This window comes from Prevotella scopos JCM 17725 (genome assembly GCF_018127785.1).
Lineage (GTDB): Bacteria > Bacteroidota > Bacteroidia > Bacteroidales > Bacteroidaceae > Prevotella > Prevotella scopos.
Genome location: NZ_CP072389.1, coordinates 779395 through 798421 on the forward strand (window position 1 = coordinate 779395; position 19027 = coordinate 798421).

17 protein-coding genes are annotated in these 19027 nt (G+C 41.4%); 8 read left to right on the forward strand and 9 right to left on the reverse strand.

Going from position 1 to position 19027, the window contains the following annotated elements; genetic code table 11:
- Positions 1 to 228: 228 nt before the first annotated feature.
- From J4856_RS02965 to J4856_RS02990, 6 genes are all read right to left on the reverse strand, one after another.
- A complete protein-coding gene (locus J4856_RS02965; RefSeq protein WP_025836520.1) occupies positions 229 to 561 on the reverse strand; it encodes a cupin domain-containing protein in 333 nt (110 codons plus the stop codon).
- A gap of 88 nt (positions 562 to 649) precedes the next feature.
- Positions 650 to 3910, reverse strand: coding sequence for a TonB-dependent receptor (locus J4856_RS02970; RefSeq protein ID WP_025836522.1), 3261 nt, complete (start codon positions 3908 to 3910; stop codon positions 650 to 652).
- 381 nt (positions 3911 to 4291) lie between these two features.
- Complete coding sequence (locus J4856_RS02975) at positions 4292 to 5026, reverse strand: RsmE family RNA methyltransferase (RefSeq protein WP_025836524.1); 735 nt, start codon at positions 5024 to 5026, stop codon at positions 4292 to 4294.
- 75 nt (positions 5027 to 5101) lie between these two features.
- The gene (locus J4856_RS02980) at positions 5102 to 5650 is read right to left on the reverse strand and encodes a bifunctional nuclease domain-containing protein (RefSeq protein WP_025836526.1); all 549 of its coding nucleotides are present in this window, start codon (positions 5648 to 5650) and stop codon (positions 5102 to 5104) included.
- Between the two features lie 28 nt (positions 5651 to 5678).
- Entirely contained in the window at positions 5679 to 6941 is a 1263-nt protein-coding gene (locus J4856_RS02985; RefSeq protein WP_025836527.1) for a nucleoside permease, read from the reverse strand.
- Positions 6942 to 7015: 74 nt separating this feature from the next.
- Positions 7016 to 7600 carry a DUF3256 family protein gene (locus J4856_RS02990; RefSeq protein WP_306302183.1) on the reverse strand — a complete coding sequence of 195 codons (585 nt, stop codon included), beginning with the start codon at positions 7598 to 7600 and terminating at the stop codon, positions 7016 to 7018.
- Between the two features lie 178 nt (positions 7601 to 7778).
- Between J4856_RS02990 and J4856_RS02995 the strand changes: the two genes are divergently transcribed.
- Positions 7779 to 8288 carry a zinc ribbon domain-containing protein gene (locus tag J4856_RS02995; RefSeq protein WP_025836529.1) on the forward strand — a complete coding sequence of 170 codons (510 nt, stop codon included), beginning with the start codon at positions 7779 to 7781 and terminating at the stop codon, positions 8286 to 8288.
- Entirely contained in the window at positions 8288 to 8611 is a 324-nt protein-coding gene (locus J4856_RS03000; protein WP_025836530.1) for a hypothetical protein, read from the forward strand. The genes J4856_RS02995 and J4856_RS03000 overlap by 1 nt, the downstream gene beginning before the upstream one ends.
- Positions 8612 to 8649: 38 nt before the next feature.
- On the opposite strand, the gene tsaA is transcribed toward J4856_RS03000, so the two are convergent.
- The gene (gene tsaA, locus J4856_RS03005) at positions 8650 to 9315 is read right to left on the reverse strand and encodes a tRNA (N6-threonylcarbamoyladenosine(37)-N6)-methyltransferase TrmO (protein WP_025836535.1); all 666 of its coding nucleotides are present in this window, start codon (positions 9313 to 9315) and stop codon (positions 8650 to 8652) included.
- Positions 9316 to 9400: 85 nt separating this feature from the next.
- On the opposite strand from tsaA, the gene J4856_RS03010 reads away from it, so the two are divergent.
- Complete coding sequence (locus tag J4856_RS03010) at positions 9401 to 11389, forward strand: OPT family oligopeptide transporter (protein WP_065367889.1); 1989 nt, start codon at positions 9401 to 9403, stop codon at positions 11387 to 11389.
- Positions 11390 to 11870: 481 nt separating this feature from the next.
- Here J4856_RS03010 and J4856_RS03015 read toward each other — a convergent pair whose 3' ends face one another.
- Entirely contained in the window at positions 11871 to 12515 is a 645-nt protein-coding gene (locus J4856_RS03015) for a response regulator transcription factor (RefSeq protein WP_025836537.1), read from the reverse strand.
- A gap of 111 nt (positions 12516 to 12626) precedes the next feature.
- On the opposite strand from J4856_RS03015, the gene J4856_RS03020 reads away from it, so the two are divergent.
- The 5 genes from J4856_RS03020 (at position 12627) to J4856_RS03040 (ending at position 17839) form a co-directional block, all read left to right on the forward strand.
- Positions 12627 to 14096 carry an alkaline phosphatase family protein gene (locus tag J4856_RS03020; RefSeq protein WP_025836538.1) on the forward strand — a complete coding sequence of 490 codons (1470 nt, stop codon included), beginning with the start codon at positions 12627 to 12629 and terminating at the stop codon, positions 14094 to 14096.
- 82 nt (positions 14097 to 14178) lie between these two features.
- A complete protein-coding gene (locus J4856_RS03025; RefSeq protein WP_025836540.1) occupies positions 14179 to 14793 on the forward strand; it encodes a deoxynucleoside kinase in 615 nt (204 codons plus the stop codon).
- A gap of 166 nt (positions 14794 to 14959) precedes the next feature.
- Positions 14960 to 15580, forward strand: coding sequence for a deoxynucleoside kinase (locus J4856_RS03030; protein WP_021673202.1), 621 nt, complete (start codon positions 14960 to 14962; stop codon positions 15578 to 15580).
- Between the two features lie 113 nt (positions 15581 to 15693).
- On the forward strand, positions 15694 to 16626 hold the full coding sequence (gene trxB / locus J4856_RS03035; RefSeq protein WP_065367890.1) for a thioredoxin-disulfide reductase: 933 nt from the start codon (positions 15694 to 15696) through the stop codon (positions 16624 to 16626).
- A 109-nt stretch (positions 16627 to 16735) separates the two neighbouring features.
- The gene (locus tag J4856_RS03040) at positions 16736 to 17839 is read left to right on the forward strand and encodes a bifunctional methionine sulfoxide reductase B/A protein (RefSeq protein ID WP_025836542.1); all 1104 of its coding nucleotides are present in this window, start codon (positions 16736 to 16738) and stop codon (positions 17837 to 17839) included.
- Between the two features lie 262 nt (positions 17840 to 18101).
- On the opposite strand, the gene J4856_RS03045 is transcribed toward J4856_RS03040, so the two are convergent.
- The gene (locus tag J4856_RS03045) at positions 18102 to 18983 is read right to left on the reverse strand and encodes an N-acetylmuramoyl-L-alanine amidase-like domain-containing protein (RefSeq protein WP_373277331.1); all 882 of its coding nucleotides are present in this window, start codon (positions 18981 to 18983) and stop codon (positions 18102 to 18104) included.
- Positions 18984 to 19027: the final 44 nt, after the last annotated feature.

The following is a 19027-nucleotide window of genomic DNA, read 5'->3' on the forward strand; positions in this document are numbered from 1 at the left end:
GTTTTAGGTTAATGTTGCTCGTGAGTATCCATCATACATTAAAGCTAGTATATGGATGTCTTTACTTACGACAAAGAGTATAAATCCTTGTCGTAATCAATTATTATCCTTATCATTCGTTGTTAGCATATCCGTATCCTCCGATAAGATAACACCACGTGATGAATCAATCGGACGGAAATATCTTTCGATAAGAATAATATATCTTTGCTCGAAAAGCACTAACTGTTATTTCAACGTAGGGACAATAGCAAGATAAAGAACATCGTGATCAGTACAATTCTCAAACCAATGAAAGTGACCTTCCGGACAATAGTGCAACTGCCCTACCCTTGCAACCTCCGTTGTATCATCATAATGAACGGTCAGTTCACCACTGATAACATACATCACCTCAAATGTACCTACATGCTGATGCTTACCACTGCTTGCACCTGGACGCAAAGTTGAGTACATGATACGCGCCTTATCATCAACAAAAGCACGTAAGTCCAATTTTCCTTCACCGCCTTTAAAGCCTTCTATATGCTCTTCGGCAATCTTGTCAAAATCAATTATCATAATTCTTAAATTGTTATATGCAAAGATAAGAAAAAAAGCAGAGACCCCATAAGAGTCTCTGCTTTTTTATTTGGTTTTATTTGACAGATTAGAATGTGTAACGCAAACCAAGCTGACCACGCCAACGGCTATAGTAGTCGCTATAGTTACGTGTTGCATAACCACCTGTGAACTGGTAATGACCATTCTTCTGATAGTTTACTGGGCTGTAGTAGATACCGAAGCCATCTCCATAAGTGTGACCCCAATCCTTATTCAGCAAGTTACCAACGTTGATAATATCAAAGCTCAACTCAAGAGAGTTAACCTGACCAGCCACTTTAAAGCTATACTTCTGTGCAAAGTGAACATCAAAGTGGTGCTCAAAAGCGAGGTTATCAGCATAACGCTTGTAGTACTCTCCACGATGCTTCTTCATATAAGAATCATTGCCAATCCAATGTTTCATCATCGCACGTTGCATATCAGCAGTCAACTTAGGAGCTGTGAAACCATCACCAAAGACTGTATTTGTGAGTGCATTAGCAGAGAAATTTGTCTCATCAAACTGCATTTTATCAATCTGTGCATCAGTTGGAATGAAGAAGAGGTCGTTGCCATTTGCACCATCCTCATTAACATCACCATAGTAATAGATAGTATATGGAGAGCCACTCTTTGCCTGATAAATAAGCCCCACTGTCGTCTGCCACTGTTTCTGAGCACCATAGTTTATATGATAGTAAGCAGAAGCCTGAATGCGATGAGGGATATTATAAGCTGAATTACCCAACTCAGGGTCGTTAGGGTTACGATATGTGTAATTAAATCTCCAGTTACTTTCAGCAACAGAAGAACCACCATTATTTACACTCATTGACTTTGTCCAAGTGTAACTTGCCATCAAATCAAGACCGAAGTCGAAGTGCTTCTCACCCTTCAAGCTCAAGTTTACAGTGTAACCCTTTGAGGTATTGCTGAGCTTATAGATATTTGCATAAGGGCTTCCGTTTGTCACCTTAGAATAAAGTGGACGATTATCCTCTACAGGTACACCCGCACTACCATAAACCTGACCAAATGTCATACCAGTCTGCTCGTATGCAAGGTTTTGATAAAGGATATCATTCAATGTCTTTGAGTAGATAGCCTCAGCTGTCCAATTAATGCCCAACACATTAAAATCGAGACCAAGATTGAAACGAAGGTTCTGTGCATATTTGAAGTTATGATCGTAAACATTAATCGTCTGATTTCCTAACGCCTTCAACTTATTTGCATTTGCATCCTGTCCTGCTGGGTCGAGCAACAGTTCCAATCCTGTTGGAGAGTTTGCATAAAAGGTAGATACCTGAATACCCGTGTTAGCATAGTTATTGCTAATCCAAACGAATGGAATACGTCCTGTGAACACACCCATACCACCACGGAGAATGTAACGACGATCCTTATTAATATCCCAACGGAAACCTACACGAGGACTCCAAAGAGGAGTACTTGCCAAACGCTGGTTTGTCTTAACGTTCCAACCCTTGGTGTCAGCATACTGAGCAAACGGTTCGTTAGCTGTAGGTGTGTCAATGATGATTGGAATGTCCATACGCAAACCATAAGTCAACTGGAAGTTTGAAGTAGCATCCCACTTATCCTGTGCATAGAAACTTAACTGCGCTGCACCGAAAGAACTTTCCCAACGAGGATTACCCGTTACGTCAACATTTGCGTGACCATAACGATACTGGTTGATATAAGATTTCCTAGGATCTAATGTTCCTGCAACATAATCGTTGTAGTAGCTTACGAAAGAATCATAGTTCTTAAAAGTATAACTTCCAAAGAGATCTTGGAGGAAAAGGTTTGTAAACTTATACAACTCATTATGAGTACCAAAAGTAAAGGTATGATTACCCTTATACCATGTCAAGTTATCTTCAAGCGTATAGATGTCCTGGTCCAAGCGGTTAGCCATAGAAGAACGATCAATACCCAAGTTTACCGAACCACCACCCACATTATTAATTGTTACATTAGGGTATTCACCAGTAATAGCACGATTATCTCTTACACGTACATAGCTGGCACGAGCCTCATTAGCAACTGATGGAGATAAGCGACTTTGCAACTCAGCAATGAATGAGTTGGTAACACTCTCAAATGGGAAGGCAAAGCTCTTACCATTAACAGCAGTTCTTGAGCCAGCATTATTCAACTGAACAGCATTCACAAGACTCCAACGTACAGAAGCCTTATTACTCTCATTGATATTCCAGTCAAGTTTCAAACCAACCTTATCACTCTTCGTATAAATATCATCTGTTGAAAGGGCTGTAGGGAAGTTAACACCCTGACGATTTGCTATATCTGCAATCTTTATCAAGATATCGTTTGCCTTTGCTGCATCAACAGCTGATTGCTCTGAACCAAGAGCATAAAGGTTTGGATAAGTCTTGTTGGTCTTCTCATAGTTTGCAAAGAAGAACAGCTTGTCCTTAATAATAGGACCACCTAAGGTTACACCAATGTTGTACTCCTGCTGTTTGTTGAACTTTGGTGCATAACCGCCATCCGCAAGTGGATACGTTGAACCGACAAGATTCTGATTGTTACCAAAACCATAAACACTACCATGGAAAACGTTAGTACCACTCTTCGTAATAGCGTTGATAGCTCCGCCCGTGAAACCACCTTGACGAACATCGAAAGGAGCCACGTTCACCTGAATCTGCTCAATCGTTTCCATTGAAACTGGCTGTGCACCTGCTCTACCACCATTTGTTCCATCACTAGAAAGACCAAAAACGTCGTTGTTGGCAGCACCATCAATCATGAAAGAGTTGTAACGATTGCTTGTACCAGCGAATGACATGGCACCACTATTCGTTGTAGTCAACTGTGGATTAAGTCTAGCGACATCAGCAATACCATGGGTAATACTTGGCATATCAGCAATCTGTTTAGAGCTGATACTCTGTGCAGCACCCGTCTTGGTTGCGTTGACACCCGCACTACCCTTCACGACAACCTCCTGAAGTTCCTTTGTATCATCTTGAAGTGAACAAGAGAGATCTTCCGTTTCACCAAGACGAAGTGTCACATTATCAAAAGTTTTTGTCTTCTGACCAATGTAAGCCACTGTCACCTTGTACGGACCACCGACACGCATACCTTGAATGGTATAACGACCATCGATGTTCGTCACAGCGCGGTAAACAGTCCCTGAAGGTTGATGCGTTGCTGTAATGGTAGCACCAATAACATCTTCACCTTGAGACATTACCTTACCACTGATTCCTGATGTTGTTATCTGTGCCATGACAGTAGTTGTCATTGCAAGCAACAACGTAACCAAGAAAAGTAATCTTTTCTGCATAGTTTAGCTAAAAATTTTAATATAAATAATAACGTTATTTAAATGAATGCTGCAAAATTAAGCATTTTTTCTGATACAAACACGGGAGTGGAATGAAAAAACTCAATTCATTTACGTCCGATAAACTTTTTCTCATATAAGTTGATTATTAGTATTATATTATCCCTTATTTATTTTGTTACATATCAGCTAATGTCTATGAAGGATAAATCTATCCATCATTTGCTGTCGTGCAGATGCTCCGCACCAATAGTGCGAACGCTTAACACGCATCGTGCGAACGCTTAGCACCAATGGTGCGGAATATGATAATTGCAATTACTCATATTTATTGTTAGAACTCATCACCATCTATTGTAACTCTATACACACAAAAACAGCTTACACTCTACATGCAAGCTGCGACATCATAACGGCACTAAGTCCTGCTGTCTCTGTGCGCAAACGACTATTACCTAATGTTACACTCTCAAAACCGTGTTCTAAAGCGAAACGTACCTCATCAATAGAGAAGTCGCCTTCTGGACCTACCAATACGGTAATATCCTCTGCAGATGAAGGCTGACATTCCTGTGAAATGGCGGTAAAGAAGTCTGCTCGTAAAATCTCTGGATAACAATGACAGATAAACTTCCGTCCATTGTTAAAACAATTCTCTATGAAATGATGAAAAGGTGTCATCGGATTTACAACTGGCTTCCAGCCTTTACGACTTTGCTTTACAGCTGAAATGACAATCTTTTCAATACGATCAACACGCAATGTCTTACGTTCAGAGAACTTACAATCTAAGAAGCTAATTTCATCAAAACCTATTTCAGTAATCTTTTCTATCATCCATTCTATGCGTCCCATATCTTTTGTTGGAGCAATAGCAAGATGAATTTTTCCACGCCAAACAAGGTCTTGTTTCAGCGTTTCTTTAATTGTATAAAGGCACTTCTTCGATGATACCAATGCTACTTCTGCTTTATAAAAGTAACCATCACCATCCATAAGGAACATTTCGTCGCCTTCCTTTAACCGAAGTACACGTGTTGCATGAACAGCTTCATCAGCAGGCAACTCCGTTTCTGCGGCTGCATTAGGGACATAAAAATATCTTGCTTCTTTCATTCTCTGGTTTTATATCATCTTCTTAACAAAAGATGTTCTATATAGCAATTCGTTATTCTTGATTAGCTTTCGTAATCAAGGTTCCTTAGCCCTATTCTTCATTTCATCTCTAAGCATAGAAGCAAGTTCATAGTTCTCATCTTCTATAGCTTTCTCCAAGGCATGATGTAACATCTCAAAACTTAAAGCATTTAAAGGTAAGGCCATTTTGTTCTGGCTTACACTGCTATCAACACTCTGACGCTTGAATAGATGCTCTTCCATAAAGATGTTCAACTTTGCCACATGTGCCAATAATATTGCATCAGAAGCACGTATAGGGGTAAGCGTTAAGTTATCTTTATTTACCAAAAGAGCCTTATATTGTCCATCTATAATAGAATTGAAGAGTATCTCATAGTGCTCACTTGTCATCATTGGATTCACACTACAAAGCACTTCTGGCAACAATCTTTCTGTAACAGATTTTTCACCTGTTCGCAAACCAAGTTCAAACTCCATATGTTTATCACACACAATAGCAATCTGCCTTGTATGTGTAAGGTCAGACAGAACTAGGAGTCCTAACTCTGGACCTCCTACTATCTGTGAGACACCTTCATATATAAGTTGAACTTTACTCATTAATTCTATACGATTTATCAGTATGCAATTATGCCTTCTTAGGTCGGAAGATAACAGCAAACAAGACACCTACAACAAAGGCATAGCCTGCGAAGATGAACCAACAAGACTGCCAATCACCGACTGTCAACGTATCTGAACCCACAGTCTGTGGATGTGTATAGGCATTTACAATAGCTTGAGCTGCCAATGTTCCTACTGTTGCACCAACACCATTGGTCATCAACATGAACAAACCTTGCGCAGAAGAACGAAGAGCTGGCTCCGTGCTATTATCAACAAAGAGTGAACCAGAGATATTGAAAAAGTCAAAGGCTACTCCATAAACAATCATTGAAAGTACGAACATGAAGATGCCTGGGAAGCCTGGATTACCAACCCCAAACAAACCGAAGCGTAATACCCATGCAAACATAGCTATCAACATCACATTCTTAATACCATAATGACGCATAAAGAATGGAATCAGAAGAATACAACAAGTCTCACTAACCTGTGAAAGACTTATCAAGATATTAGCATGCTGTACTCCGAAAGAGTTTACAAACTCTGGTTGAGCACCAAAACTAAAGAGGAATGGATTAGCAAAGCTATTAGTAATCTGAAGGCTCACACCTAATAACATTGAGAAGATAAAGAAGATAGCCATCTTCTTCTCCTTAAAAAGAGCAAAGGCACGCAAGCCAAAAGCATCCACAAAACTCTTCTTTTCATTACCCTTGCTAACTGGACACTTAGGCAATGTAAAGGTATAAAGGAAGAGGATAATGCTTACTATACCAGAAGTGATGAACTGATTCTGATTGCTTTGGAAACCCAAGAGGTCAACCAACCACATCGTAAGTATAAAACCTATAGTACCAAACACACGGATAGGTGGGAATGCTTTCACTGTATCCATGCCTGCATTACTCAAAGCACTATAGGCAACTGAGTTTGAGAGAGCCAGTGTTGGCATATAGAAGGCAACAGAAAGCGAATAAAGTGTAAAGATAGTAGAGAACTCTGCATGGTCACCAATACTCAAACCATAACTAGCTGTGGCAAACATAAACAAACCAGCAAGCAGATGACAGAAGCCTAACAAACGCTGAGCAGGTACCCAACGATCGGCAACGATACCCATCAAAGCTGGCATAAAAATTGAGACCACACCCTGCATTGAGTAGAAATAACCAATCTCAGGTCCAATACCAATATTACCAAGATAGCGACCCATAGAGGTCAAATAAGCTCCCCACACTGCGAACTCTAAGAAGTTCATCAACGCTAAACGTACCTTCAAATTCATGCTATAAGCTATTATTTTATGAGTACAAAAGTAGTTATTTTATCAGAAACTGCCAAATGTGCGAACGTTTTTTACTACCGAAAATCTCTTCCTGTCCAACTCAGTATCTGTGGTTTTAATAAGTCTGCAACACGCTTTACATCTTTCTTTGACAGCAATGGATAGTTCCAACTTACTGACAATGAGTTGTTATCTGCCGACAGATGATATTCTTTCAAACGAGGAACCATCAATGACTGCAGGTCATTAAACTCTTCATCACTCATTGCGACAGGTTTTACAAAATTCTCTTTACATTCCACAACCATCTTTTTAGGTTGCCATTGCAGATTGAAAAGACTTAGTTTACTCTCTGCCGCTGGTGCTTTCCATGTTTGAACTAAAGCCAAGGTATTATCGTCCAACAACTTTATTTCTAAGAAAGACACATTACTTGCTCTGAGCAAAAGATAGTTTTTAGTCATACGTTCAATTCGCACGGAATCACCAAAAGTATTCAACACAGCAGGATCAGCCTTCATTTCAACGTAATCAGCTAGTTCTGTACGTTGGCTCTTACTCAGATAAGGCAATACGCTATCCGGCATTTCAATCCATACCTCACGCAGACTCTGTGCAGAAGCACACAGCCAACAAGTAAGGAGACATATAATTATCAATGTTTTTTTCATTTCGAAAAAATCCTTCTGTTCTGTTTGTAATATGACTATAATGTCTTTTAAAATCCCTGCAAAGATACAAAAAAGAAAGAAGAAACGAATAAAAAGCGAAATCGTTTTGTCATCTCTACCTTTTCTTTTACCTTTGTCGTCAGAAATCAAAGATAAAGAAAGAAATATGAAATGTCGAAATTGTAATAATGAGGTGAGTGAGAAGGATAAGAACTGTCCTTATTGTAACACACCACTACATAAGAATGATACGAACGACGGACCAACTTTAGGTTTCGGTATGATTACCTTTATCATTCTTGGTACGATATTCCTTGTGGCTTTTGGATTCTTTTACTATGGGCAACATAAGAACGACCCTGAATATACACAGACTGCTATTGAGCCAGACTCGAACTTAGCAGACAACAACAAGGCGAAGTTTGACACTATCGCTCGAGACACTACAGCGAAGGATTCAGCCGATGCACAAGAAGAAAAACAGGCTGAGAAAGTCTTCAATAGCATCAGAAGAAGTCATCGTTCAAACCATTCTAACAATCACAATGATGCTACATCAGACAATGCAGACGAACAGAATGGTTCTTCAGAAGCGTCTTCAAATTCTTCTGGTGAGACACAACCTGTCGCTCCTGCAGCCTCTAAACCTCGTATCGAATCAATTGAAACAGATTAATGAAGATTATTCGATCGAAATATCTCCCACCCAAGAAGTATGATGCAATCAACATTCTTGGGCTTCTTTTTATTCATCCTGGCGTTAAACTGACGAAGGAGATAATCAATCATGAGCGCATCCACACACGACAGATGCAGGAAATGCTCATCCTCCCTTTTTATATATGGTACTTCACAGAGTGGCTTATACGCCTTCCTATGACAGGACGTGCCTATATGAACTTATCATTTGAGCGAGAGGCTTACCAAAATATGGATAACCTTGATTATCTTTCTCATCGGCGCTCATTTGCTTGGATATGGTATTTAAGGAGAAAATAATTTATTATTAGACTAATTGGGCTAATAAGGCAATTGGCCTAATTATCGACCCCAACAACCTCCAACACATTACCCTCAACCCTAAACTTCACATCCTTTCCACTAAAAGACATTCCATAAACACGTGCTGCATCATGTTGATATTGCGGGCGTGGGTCCTGCGAGAGCACTTCCTTTAAGGCTGTCAGTTCTTCTTCACAGAAGCACTTCGAATATTCTTCCGCTATAATAACAGACAACTGTTGCCATTCTTTCTTATCAGTAAAGCCACCTCTTGCCGTAGGATGACTATCAACATAAGAAATATAAGGTTTTACATCATAGATAGGTGTACCATCCATCAGATCTGCCCCTACAACTTCGATAACACCATTCACTATTCGCTTTATCCGAACAGAAGACAGCCCAAGCCCATTCGGACGGAAGGGCGAACGCGTGGCAAAAACACCTAACCGTTCATTCCCACCCAAGCGGGGAGGACGAACAGTCAGCTTGCTATCATCGTAAGACTTATTAGCAGAAAAGCCCCATATTAACCACAGATAATCAAAATCGTCCAATCCGCGCAGTGCTTCCTCACGTTGATATTGAGGTTCGAAGACAATCTTACCGATGAGACTATCAGACAGACCACTCTGACGTGGAATACCAAACTTCGATGTCAGGGGAGAATGAAAAAAAGCAATGGGTTTAATCTCTTTCATACGGACAAAGGTAATATTTTACAGTGAATTGATACAAGATAAATGATTTTTATTTATCTTTGCAAGCAAATAATACTATTAAACAATGGAAAATAAAGCGAATCAAAACATTGAACTTCCTGAGAATGCTTTTAGGGAGTTGAAAAACGGCGAAGAGTATAAGCCAGTCATGTCACCAAATGAGACATATCGTGAAGTAAGTCCATGGTCTATCACTTGGGGTATTCTCATGGCCGTTCTCTTCTCTGCTGCTGCAGCCTATCTCGGTTTGAAGGTTGGACAAGTGTTTGAGGCTGCCATCCCTATTGCCATTATCGCTATTGGTTTGTCATCTGCCACAAAGCGCAAGAATGCTCTTGGTGAGAATGTAATTATCCAGAGTATTGGTGCCTGTTCAGGTGCTGTCGTAGCAGGTGGCATCTTTGTTATGCCAGCCATCTATATGCTTGATTTGGAGGCCGACTTCTTCAAAATCTTCATTGCGGCAGCCTTGGGTGGCATCTTAGGTATTCTCTTTTTGATTCCTTTCCGTAAATACTTTGTTAAGGATCAACATGGTAAGTATCCTTTCCCAGAAGCAACAGCTACAACACAGGTGCTCGTGAGTGGTGAGAAAGGTGGAAGTCAGGCGAAACCTCTTCTCCTCGCTGGTCTTGTAGGTGGTCTGTACGATTTCATCGTAGCAACCTTCGGTTGGTGGAATGAGAACGTTACTAGTCGTATGATTGGCTTTGGTGAGACGATAGCTGATAAAGCGAAACTCGTCTTCAAGGTCAATACAGGTGCAGCTGTCCTCGGGCTTGGTTATATCATCGGTTTGAAATATGCCTTTATCATCTGTGTTGGTTCGTTAACCGTTTGGTGGCTTATCGTACCAGGAATGGCACTCCTCTTCCCAGACACCATACTGAACCAGTGGGACCCATCTATCACAACAGCCGTAGGACAGATGGCACCAGAAGTCATCTTTAAGTCATATGCTCGTTCAATCGGTATCGGTGGTATAGCAATGTCAGGTATCATTGGTATCGTGAAGTCATGGGGCATTATCAAAAGTGCTGTTGGTTTGGCAGCACGTGAGATGAAAGGTAAGGGTAGTGGACAAGAAGAAGTCATCCGTACACAGCGTGACATTTCATTCAAGATTATTGCTTTCGGAAGTATCGCTACCCTACTCATCACTTTCCTATTCTTCTACTTTGGTGTGATGGACTTCAATCTTCTCCATGCCGTTGTTGGTATCCTTCTGGTTACAATCATCGCCTTCCTCTTCACCACCGTGGCAGCCAATGCCATTGCAATTGTTGGAAGCAATCCTGTATCAGGTATGACGCTGATGACACTCATCCTTGCATCTGTAGTTATGGTAGCTGTTGGCTTGAAAGGCAATGCAGGTATGCTAGCAGCCCTCTTGATGGGTGGCGTAGTATGTACAGCCCTTTCCATGGCAGGCTCATTCATTACCGATTTAAAGATTGGTTATTGGCTTGGTACAACTCCTAAGAAACAAGAGACATGGAAGTTCCTCGGCACGATTATCTCTGCAGCTACCGTGGCTGGTGTGATGATTGTTTTGGACAAGACCTATGGTTTCAACTCTGGAAAGTTAGCTGCTCCACAGGCCAACGCAATGGCTGCTGTCATCAAACCATTGATGAGTGGTCAAGGTGCTCCATGGATTCTCTATGGCATCGGTGCAGTTATCGCACTCGTACTCGATCGCTGTAAGGTCCCTGCATTGGCTTTTGCACTCGGTATGTTCATTCCTTTAGAGTTGAACATTCCACTCCTCGTTGGTGGTGCCGTGAACTGGTATGTAACGACTCGCTCTAAAGATGAGGCCATTAACAAGGCTCGTGGCGACAAGGGAACTCTCCTCGCATCTGGTTTCATTGCTGGAGGTGCCCTCATGGGTGTTGTTTCTGCCTTACTGAAGTTTGGTGGTATCGAGTTCGATTATTCTTCATGGTGGGAGAACCATCTCTCTGAGCTTCTCTCTCTCGTTGCTTACGCTGCATTGATTCTTTACTTCATTTTTGCTACAAAGCTCAACAAGAAGGATTTATCAGAGTAGATTTCCAAGCTAGACGACAATTTATAAACACGTATAAAGAGCCGTATCAAATCACCATAAGTGTGTTTGATACGGCTCTTTTACGATGCTTATACCTTTGAAAAATGTATCCAAGATTATATAAAACACTCCAAAAAGTACAATCAACTTGCAGAGAATTGTAATAAAAATTCAACTTATAAAAATAAGCTAAGGCTGAACAGCATTCTAATTAAGGCCCAATTGCCTTTCAACATATGCACTTTGACAGTCTTACTAAGGCACTTTTAGGACTTTGTTAACGTCCTTTAGGTTTATCCTATCACAAGTATCTGATAACAAGCAAATTATAGAAGTACGCAAAATGGGTACTTCAGAGAGAAAAATCGGGTCATAAACAGATACAAAAGTAAATACTTTTCACAATCCACAAACGTTCACAATTTCCTTATTCATCCGAAAAGATGGAGGAAAATATCAGATTGATGAATAAGGAGCAGTTTTAAATATAGTATTCTGCAGCATCCACCAATCCCGAGCGCATGGCGTAGCGAATCGCTTCATGGACATTATTCACACCTAATTTACGAAAGATATTTTTTCTATGTGTGTTCACCGTATGAAACGATGAGAAACGTTTCTCGGCAATCTCACGCGTCGTCATACCCGTTGCAATCTCTTTCAAAATCTCAACTTCAGTTTTAGTCAATTGTATTCCTTCCTTATCAAGTACGTATTCAGGTGCTAAAATCATATTTGTAGCATGCTGACAAAGAAAACGATTGCCGCATAGCACATAGTCAAGACATTGTTCTATCTCTGACATGCGGGCATCCTTCATAAGCACACTGATGCGACTACTTGCATTAACAAGGCTACGAATAAAGTCAATACTTAAATCCTCACTCCATAAAATAAGATGAGAAAGTGGGAAACGCTGCCCAATATTCATAAGGTCAGACGTACTAGAGATATCAAATAACGTATAATCCAGTATTACAACCGCCTCAGGACAATCCGTTAAGCGAAGTATTAACTCAGACTTATTGCTTGCCACTTGAGAAGCTACATCCCCCCTAGTTGAAAGCACATAAGCCATTCCAGCCCGCGTGATGTCTTGATTATCTGCAATGATAATATTCTGCATAATTCTTGTTAGTATTTGCTATCATTTCGACAAGTGCAAAAGTAGATAAAAAAGTCGAGAAATTAAAAATTTTTATGTAAGTTTGCAACATAATTTAAACACATACCTAAGATGAAGAAACTCCTTTTTCTTGTAGCTGGTTTGCTAATTGCTGCTGCTGCGAATGCACAGATACAGCGACCGAAGTTGGTTGTTGGTCTTGTTGTCGATCAAATGCGTTGGGATTATTTTTACTATTATTACAATGAGTATGGTAATGATGGTTTGAAAAGATTGCTCAACCAAGGTTTCTCTTTTGAGAACACACATATCAACTATGCACCAACCGTAACTGCCATCGGACATAGCTCTGTATACACAGGCTCTATCCCAGCCTTTACTGGTATTGCTGGAAACTATTTCTATCAAGACGACAAGAGTGTTTACTGCTGCGAAGATAAGACCGTGAAGAGTGTTGGTTCTGATAGTTCAGAAGGTCAGATGAGTCCACGTCGCATGCTTACCTCTACGATTGGGGATGAACTTCAAGTAGCAACAGACTTCCGTTCAAAGGTGATTGGTGTGGCACTGAAGGACCGTGCTTCAATCCTTCCTGCTGGTCATGCTGCTGATGCTGCTTATTGGTGGGATACCTCTGCTGGCCACTTCGTTAGTTCAACCTTCTATATGGACAAACTGCCACAGTGGGTAGAAGACTTTAACGCCAAGAACCACACAGCTCCTAAGTTCGACATCAAGGGCTCACCACAGGGGGTTACCATGACTTTCAAAATGGCTGAAGCTGCTTTGAAGAACGAGAAACTTGGTAAGGGAAAAGAAACTGACATGCTTACCGTGAGTATCTCATCTACAGATATCATCGGACATAGATTCTCTACACGTGGAAAAGAGAACCACGAGGTGTATATGCAGTTAGATAAAGACTTGGCATGGTTCCTTAAGGTGCTTGACAAAGAGGTGGGTGAAGGCAACTATCTACTCTTCCTTACTGCCGATCATGGTGCTGCTCACAACTATAACTATATGCGTGAGCACCGCATTCCTGCAGGTGGATGGGATTATAAGCAGACTGTAGCAGACCTCAATACTTATCTGCAAGGAAAGTTTGGTATTAGCCCTGTAATGGGTGAAGACAACTATCAATTCTACCTCAACGACTCTACCATCTCTGCTGCAGGAAAGAAGAAGCAGGAGATTATTGATGAGTCTGTAGAATGGTTAAAGAAAGACCCTCAATTCCTTTATGTCTTTGACGAGGAGAAAATTAGCGAGACAACAATGCCATCATGGATTAAGGAGCGTATGCAGAATGGTTATTTCCGTGGCCGTTCAGGCGAGATTGGCGTTGTCACACGCCCACAATTCTTCGGAGGTAAGGACAGACCTGACTTCCGTGGCACACAGCATGGACAGCCATTCCCATACGATACACACATTCCTTTCGTCCTCTTTGGTTGGAACGTGAAGCATGGTGCTAGCAATGTTGAGGCACATATCGTGGACATTGCACCTACTGTTTGTGCGATGTTACACATCCAGATGCCAAATGGTTGTGTAGGTGAGGCAAGAAATCAATTCTAAATTTAAACAATTATCCTCCACTGACATCTCTGGTTTTGCCTATCAGAGGGAAAGCCAGAGATATACTTGTGGACATTATGTTATGCACATTGCAATTGCAGGAAACATTGGTAGCGGTAAAACTACGCTGACAACAATGCTTGCCAAACGCTATGGTTGGAAGCCAAGGTTTGAGTCTGTTGACTATAATCCCTACCTAGAAGACTATTATAAAGACATAAAGCGTTGGTCGTTCCCTATGGAAATATTCTTCTTAAAGGAACGCTTTAAGGATTTGCTAGAGATAAGTCAGAGTGATGAGTCAGTTGTTCAAGACCGTTCTATCTATGAAGGTGTTTACGTTTTTACGGAGAACAACTATGCTATGGGTAATCTTGACGACCGTGACTATGAGACCTATATAGAGTTGTTTGAGGACATGACGGATGCTGTTAGCTACCCTGACCTCATGATTTACCTTCGTGCTTCTGTCAGCCATCTGGTTTCAAACATTGAGAAACGTGGTCGAGCGTACGAACAGAAGATGCCTTTAGACTATCTTGAGAACCTCAACAGACGCTACGATGAGTTTATCAAAGAGAAATATAAAGGACGTGTACTGACAATTGATGTTGACAATCTCGATTATCAACACCGACCGAAAGACTTTGGCTTCATTACTGACAAGATTGACAGAGAGCTCTTCGGCTTATTCTAATACACGCCCAAAGCCCCCTACCCTCACCGAAAAGAGGATTATCAAAGTAGTGAAAAGGGGATTAACATCAACTAACTAACAAGAAATCACATGCCCACAGCATTGTTATCAACTATGCCTCCTATTAGGGGTTACCACGAGATGGGCAATTAGATACACACATATTATGCATATAGCAATCGCAGGAAATATTGGAGCAGGTAAGACAACACTCACCAAAATGCTCGCAAAACGTTACGGATGGAAGGCTCACTTCGAACCAGTTGACAACAACCCGTATTTGGAAGACTACTATGCTGACATGACTCGTTGGTCGTTCAATCTGCAGATTTACTTCCTCAACAAGCGTTTTCGTGATGTTGTAGAGATTTCACAATCAAAGGATACGATTATCCAAGACCGTACTATCTTTGAGGATGCACGTATCTTTGCACCGAACCTCTATGATATGGGATTGATGTCAGAGCGTGATTTCAATAATTACACCGACCTCTTCGACTTGATGCTCTCACTGGTTAAACTGCCAGACTTGATGATTTACATCCGTTGTTCTATCCCACGCCTCATCGATCACATCCAACAGCGTGGCCGCGACTACGAACAGACCATGCGAATTGACTATCTCCGTGGTCTCAACGAGCGTTATGAGGAATGGATTAAGACCTACAAAGGACATCTAATGATTGTCGATGGTGACACAACAGACTTCCAAGACAACCCACAAGACTTCAAACGTGTCACAGATATGATTGATGACCGACTCTTTGGCTTATTCCCAATGGAATAAGAGGGATAGTCTTTCTTTGGCACAATGTTTGTTCTGTAATAAGTACAAAAATATTAATCAAGCCCCACTTAGGAGTTAAGTCCTATTAAAGGGGCAACATACAATATATTGATATGGAAAAAGTAAAAACCCTTATAATTGGTAGCGGCCCTGCAGGTTATACTGCAGCTATCTATGCTGGACGTGCTAATCTCCAGCCAGTACTCTATTCTGGTCTGCAACCTGGTGGTCAGTTGACAACCACAACCATAGTAGAAAACTTCCCAGGTTTCCACGAAGGAATCGATGCTAACCAACTCATGTCAGAGATGCGTGAGCAGGCTAAGCTCTATGGTGCTGACCTTCGCGATGGTTCTATCGTAAAGGCAGACCTCAGCAGTCGTCCATTCCACCTCGAAGATGAGCGTGGTAATCAGATTGAAGCAGAGACAGTAATCATCGCAACAGGTGCAAGTGCAAAGTACTTGGGCTTACCTGATGAGGAGAAATACCGTGGTCAGGGTGTGAGTGCATGTGCTACTTGCGACGGTTTCTTCTATCGTAAGCGCACCGTAGCCGTTGTTGGTGGTGGTGACACTGCTTGCGAAGAGGCTATGTATCTCTCTGGTTTGGCAAAGAAGGTCTATATGATTGTGCGTAAGCCTCAGTTGCGTGCGGCAGAGATTATGCGTAAGCGTGTGACAGAGAAGGAGAATATTGAGATTCTTTATAATACAAATACACTCGGTCTCTTTGGTGAAGACGGTGTAGAGGGTGCACATTTGGTACGCTTTAAGGGTGAGGAGAACGAGGAGAAATTCGATATCAACATCGATGGTTTCTTCTTGGCTATTGGTCACACTCCTAACACCGACCTCTTCAAAGGTCAGTTAGAGATGGACGATCACGGCTTCATCATCATCAAGCCAAAGTCTACAGCAACCAATATCGAGGGTGTTTATGCAGCAGGTGACGTGGCAGACCCAACCTATCGTCAGGGTGTCGTAGCAGCTGGTACAGGTGCAATGGCAGCTATTGAGGTTGACCGTTTCTTGCAGAAGCAGTAAACAAAACAAATATAAAGAAGGGTGTTTCAGAATCCAGAATATTGGATTTTGATACACCCTTTGTTATCTCTTGACTTTTTATTAATCACATTTATAAACACTACAAATTATGCGTAACATTTTATCCATATTGTGCACACTGATTCTTCCGACCTTTGTTGAAGCCGCAACTTGTGGCTTATTAATAACAGGAACAGCATCTTGCACAAACAAGACCAAGACAACTATGACACAAACTGATTCTATCATCGCTCCTAAGACGAAGTTCACACGTCCTGATGATGCGACATTACGAAAGATGCTTACCCCCGAACAGTATGCTGTAACACAGCAGGCTGCCACCGAACGACCTTTCACCAACGAGTATGACCATGAGTTCAGAGAGGGAATCTATGTAGATATCACAACCGGCGAACCGCTGTTCTCTTCTACTGATAAGTTCGATTCTGGTTGCGGTTGGCCAGCTTTTTCAAAACCAATCGACAAGAAAGTCATTACAAACCACACCGACACATCACATGGTATGGTGCGTACGGAAGTGAGAAGCAAGACAGGTAAGGCGCACCTTGGCCACGTCTTTGATGACGGACCAGCAGCGACTGGGGGCAAAAGATATTGTATCAACAGTGCTTCGTTACGTTTCATCCCACTCGAAGAGATGAAAGCAAAAGGCTACGAAGCCTATATTAAATTAGTAAGACCAATGAAAGAAATTTATGTAGCAGGTGGTTGCTTCTGGGGAACAGAGCATTACCTCAAACAGATAGAGGGCGTTACGGCTACCGAAGTAGGGTATGCCAACGGCATTATCAAGAACCCTACGTATGAGGAGGTATGCACAGATAAGACACAGTTTGCCGAGGCTGTACACATAACCTACGACCCTAAGGTTATAAGTTTGGACTTCTTGCTCGGCTTATACTTTAAGTCTATCGACCCAACGAGCATAAACAAGCAGGGTAACGACCGTGGCAGCCAATATCGAACAGGCGTTTACTACACCGCCCCTGCCGACCTCCCGATAATAAAAAAAGTATTTAAAGAGGAGCAGAAGCACATCAACGGAAAGATTGCCGTTGAAGTGAAACCGCTCAAGAACTTCTACCCTGCTGAAGAATACCACCAAGATTATCTTGACAAACATCCAACTGGTTATTGCCATTTACCTGCTGCACTCTTCGAGTATGCACGCAAAGCTAAGATGAATAAATAAGAAAAATGCTCTAGCAGAACGATTAATTCTCTGCCAGAGCATTTTTTATTTTTATCTGTTTTACAAGCTGTTAGAAACAGCTCTGCCACATGTGATTTCGTTATTCACAATGAATTATTCTCTTAACAGTGACATCGTCTAATCTATGATATGCTTATTAAGAATGGTGCATGCCCTCCGCACCATGTGTGCGGAGCCTTAGCACCAATGGTGCGGAGCACCCGCACGACATGTGCACATTCTTTATAATGCGCTAATAGTTTTATAGAATACGCACAACACGTATTCCAAGATTAGCAGGACGAGCCATCATGTAGTTATAGAGTGTCTCAACAGGATCGACAACCTGATTACCATTCTTCCTCAAATTAGAGGCATTAAGTAAATGAAGACCATCTTTATGCCACACAGCAAAACCAAGATGCGTTGTGTCTAACTCGCGCTTACTGGTTACAATCGCAAGAATATCACCATCACGAACTACCTCTCGAAGTAATTTACTATTGTTAAGCAAGCTCTTAGGGATATAGCGTAGCTTTGTTCCATTGGTAGCATCCTCTAATTTCTTTAGTTCAGCAACACGCTCTGGGTTATGCTTCAACATATCATATAGTCCCGCATTCTGACTCATATAGTTGATTTTCAGCGTCTGAACAGCCATAAAAGGAGGATTAGGAGTATCAATCTCTTTAACAAAACCCATACGCTCATTATCTTCCAGCCACCAATGAAAATAGTGTAGACGATTTATATAACTCAGCTTACCACCACGATAGCGTAATTGTTCTAACTGACGAACATAGTCTGAGAAACGGATTTCATTCTTCTTTGCACAAAGCGTCAACGCAGTAACAGTCTCAACGTAAGTCGTGCAGTCTAATCCATGCAGATTGACAACAAGTTTTTCATCGTCGTTTTTATCCAAAGAATGAGATACATAAGGTATGCCAATAAACTTTCGTGCAATCCCGATGATAAGCTGTTCATTGGTGAGTTGCTGTCGCTGTAGCACAAATTCCTGTAACAACTGACAAACCATATTACTATCAGCCTTGGTGTATCGATCAATATAGGTTGGTAACGTATCTGTTTTTTCTGTAGTCGAAGCCGCAGGAATAGTGTCTGCCTCTGGTTGTGTCTCCATAATCGCATCACCCACCATCTCTACTGTTGCTTTCAGGTCAGGCT

Coding starts and splice junctions, on each gene's coding strand:
- J4856_RS03000 (WP_025836530.1), top strand. CDS start 8,288: ATGAAGATTATTCGATCGAAATATCTCCCACCCAAGAAGTATGATGCA.
- J4856_RS02970 (WP_025836522.1), bottom strand. CDS start 3,910: ATGCAGAAAAGATTACTTTTCTTGGTTACGTTGTTGCTTGCAATGACA.
- J4856_RS03030 (WP_021673202.1), top strand. CDS start 14,960: ATGCATATAGCAATCGCAGGAAATATTGGAGCAGGTAAGACAACACTC.
- J4856_RS02965 (WP_025836520.1), bottom strand. CDS start 561: ATGATAATTGATTTTGACAAGATTGCCGAAGAGCATATAGAAGGCTTT.
- J4856_RS03045 (WP_373277331.1), bottom strand. CDS start 18,983: ATGGAGACACAACCAGAGGCAGACACTATTCCTGCGGCTTCGACTACA.
- J4856_RS02975 (WP_025836524.1), bottom strand. CDS start 5,026: ATGAAAGAAGCAAGATATTTTTATGTCCCTAATGCAGCCGCAGAAACG.
- trxB (WP_065367890.1), top strand. CDS start 15,694: ATGGAAAAAGTAAAAACCCTTATAATTGGTAGCGGCCCTGCAGGTTAT.
- J4856_RS03020 (WP_025836538.1), top strand. CDS start 12,627: ATGAAGAAACTCCTTTTTCTTGTAGCTGGTTTGCTAATTGCTGCTGCT.
- J4856_RS02980 (WP_025836526.1), bottom strand. CDS start 5,650: ATGAGTAAAGTTCAACTTATATATGAAGGTGTCTCACAGATAGTAGGA.
- J4856_RS03025 (WP_025836540.1), top strand. CDS start 14,179: ATGCACATTGCAATTGCAGGAAACATTGGTAGCGGTAAAACTACGCTG.
- J4856_RS02995 (WP_025836529.1), top strand. CDS start 7,779: ATGAAATGTCGAAATTGTAATAATGAGGTGAGTGAGAAGGATAAGAAC.
- tsaA (WP_025836535.1), bottom strand. CDS start 9,315: ATGAAAGAGATTAAACCCATTGCTTTTTTTCATTCTCCCCTGACATCG.
- J4856_RS03040 (WP_025836542.1), top strand. CDS start 16,736: ATGCGTAACATTTTATCCATATTGTGCACACTGATTCTTCCGACCTTT.
- J4856_RS02985 (WP_025836527.1), bottom strand. CDS start 6,941: ATGAATTTGAAGGTACGTTTAGCGTTGATGAACTTCTTAGAGTTCGCA.
- J4856_RS03010 (WP_065367889.1), top strand. CDS start 9,401: ATGGAAAATAAAGCGAATCAAAACATTGAACTTCCTGAGAATGCTTTT.
- J4856_RS03015 (WP_025836537.1), bottom strand. CDS start 12,515: ATGCAGAATATTATCATTGCAGATAATCAAGACATCACGCGGGCTGGA.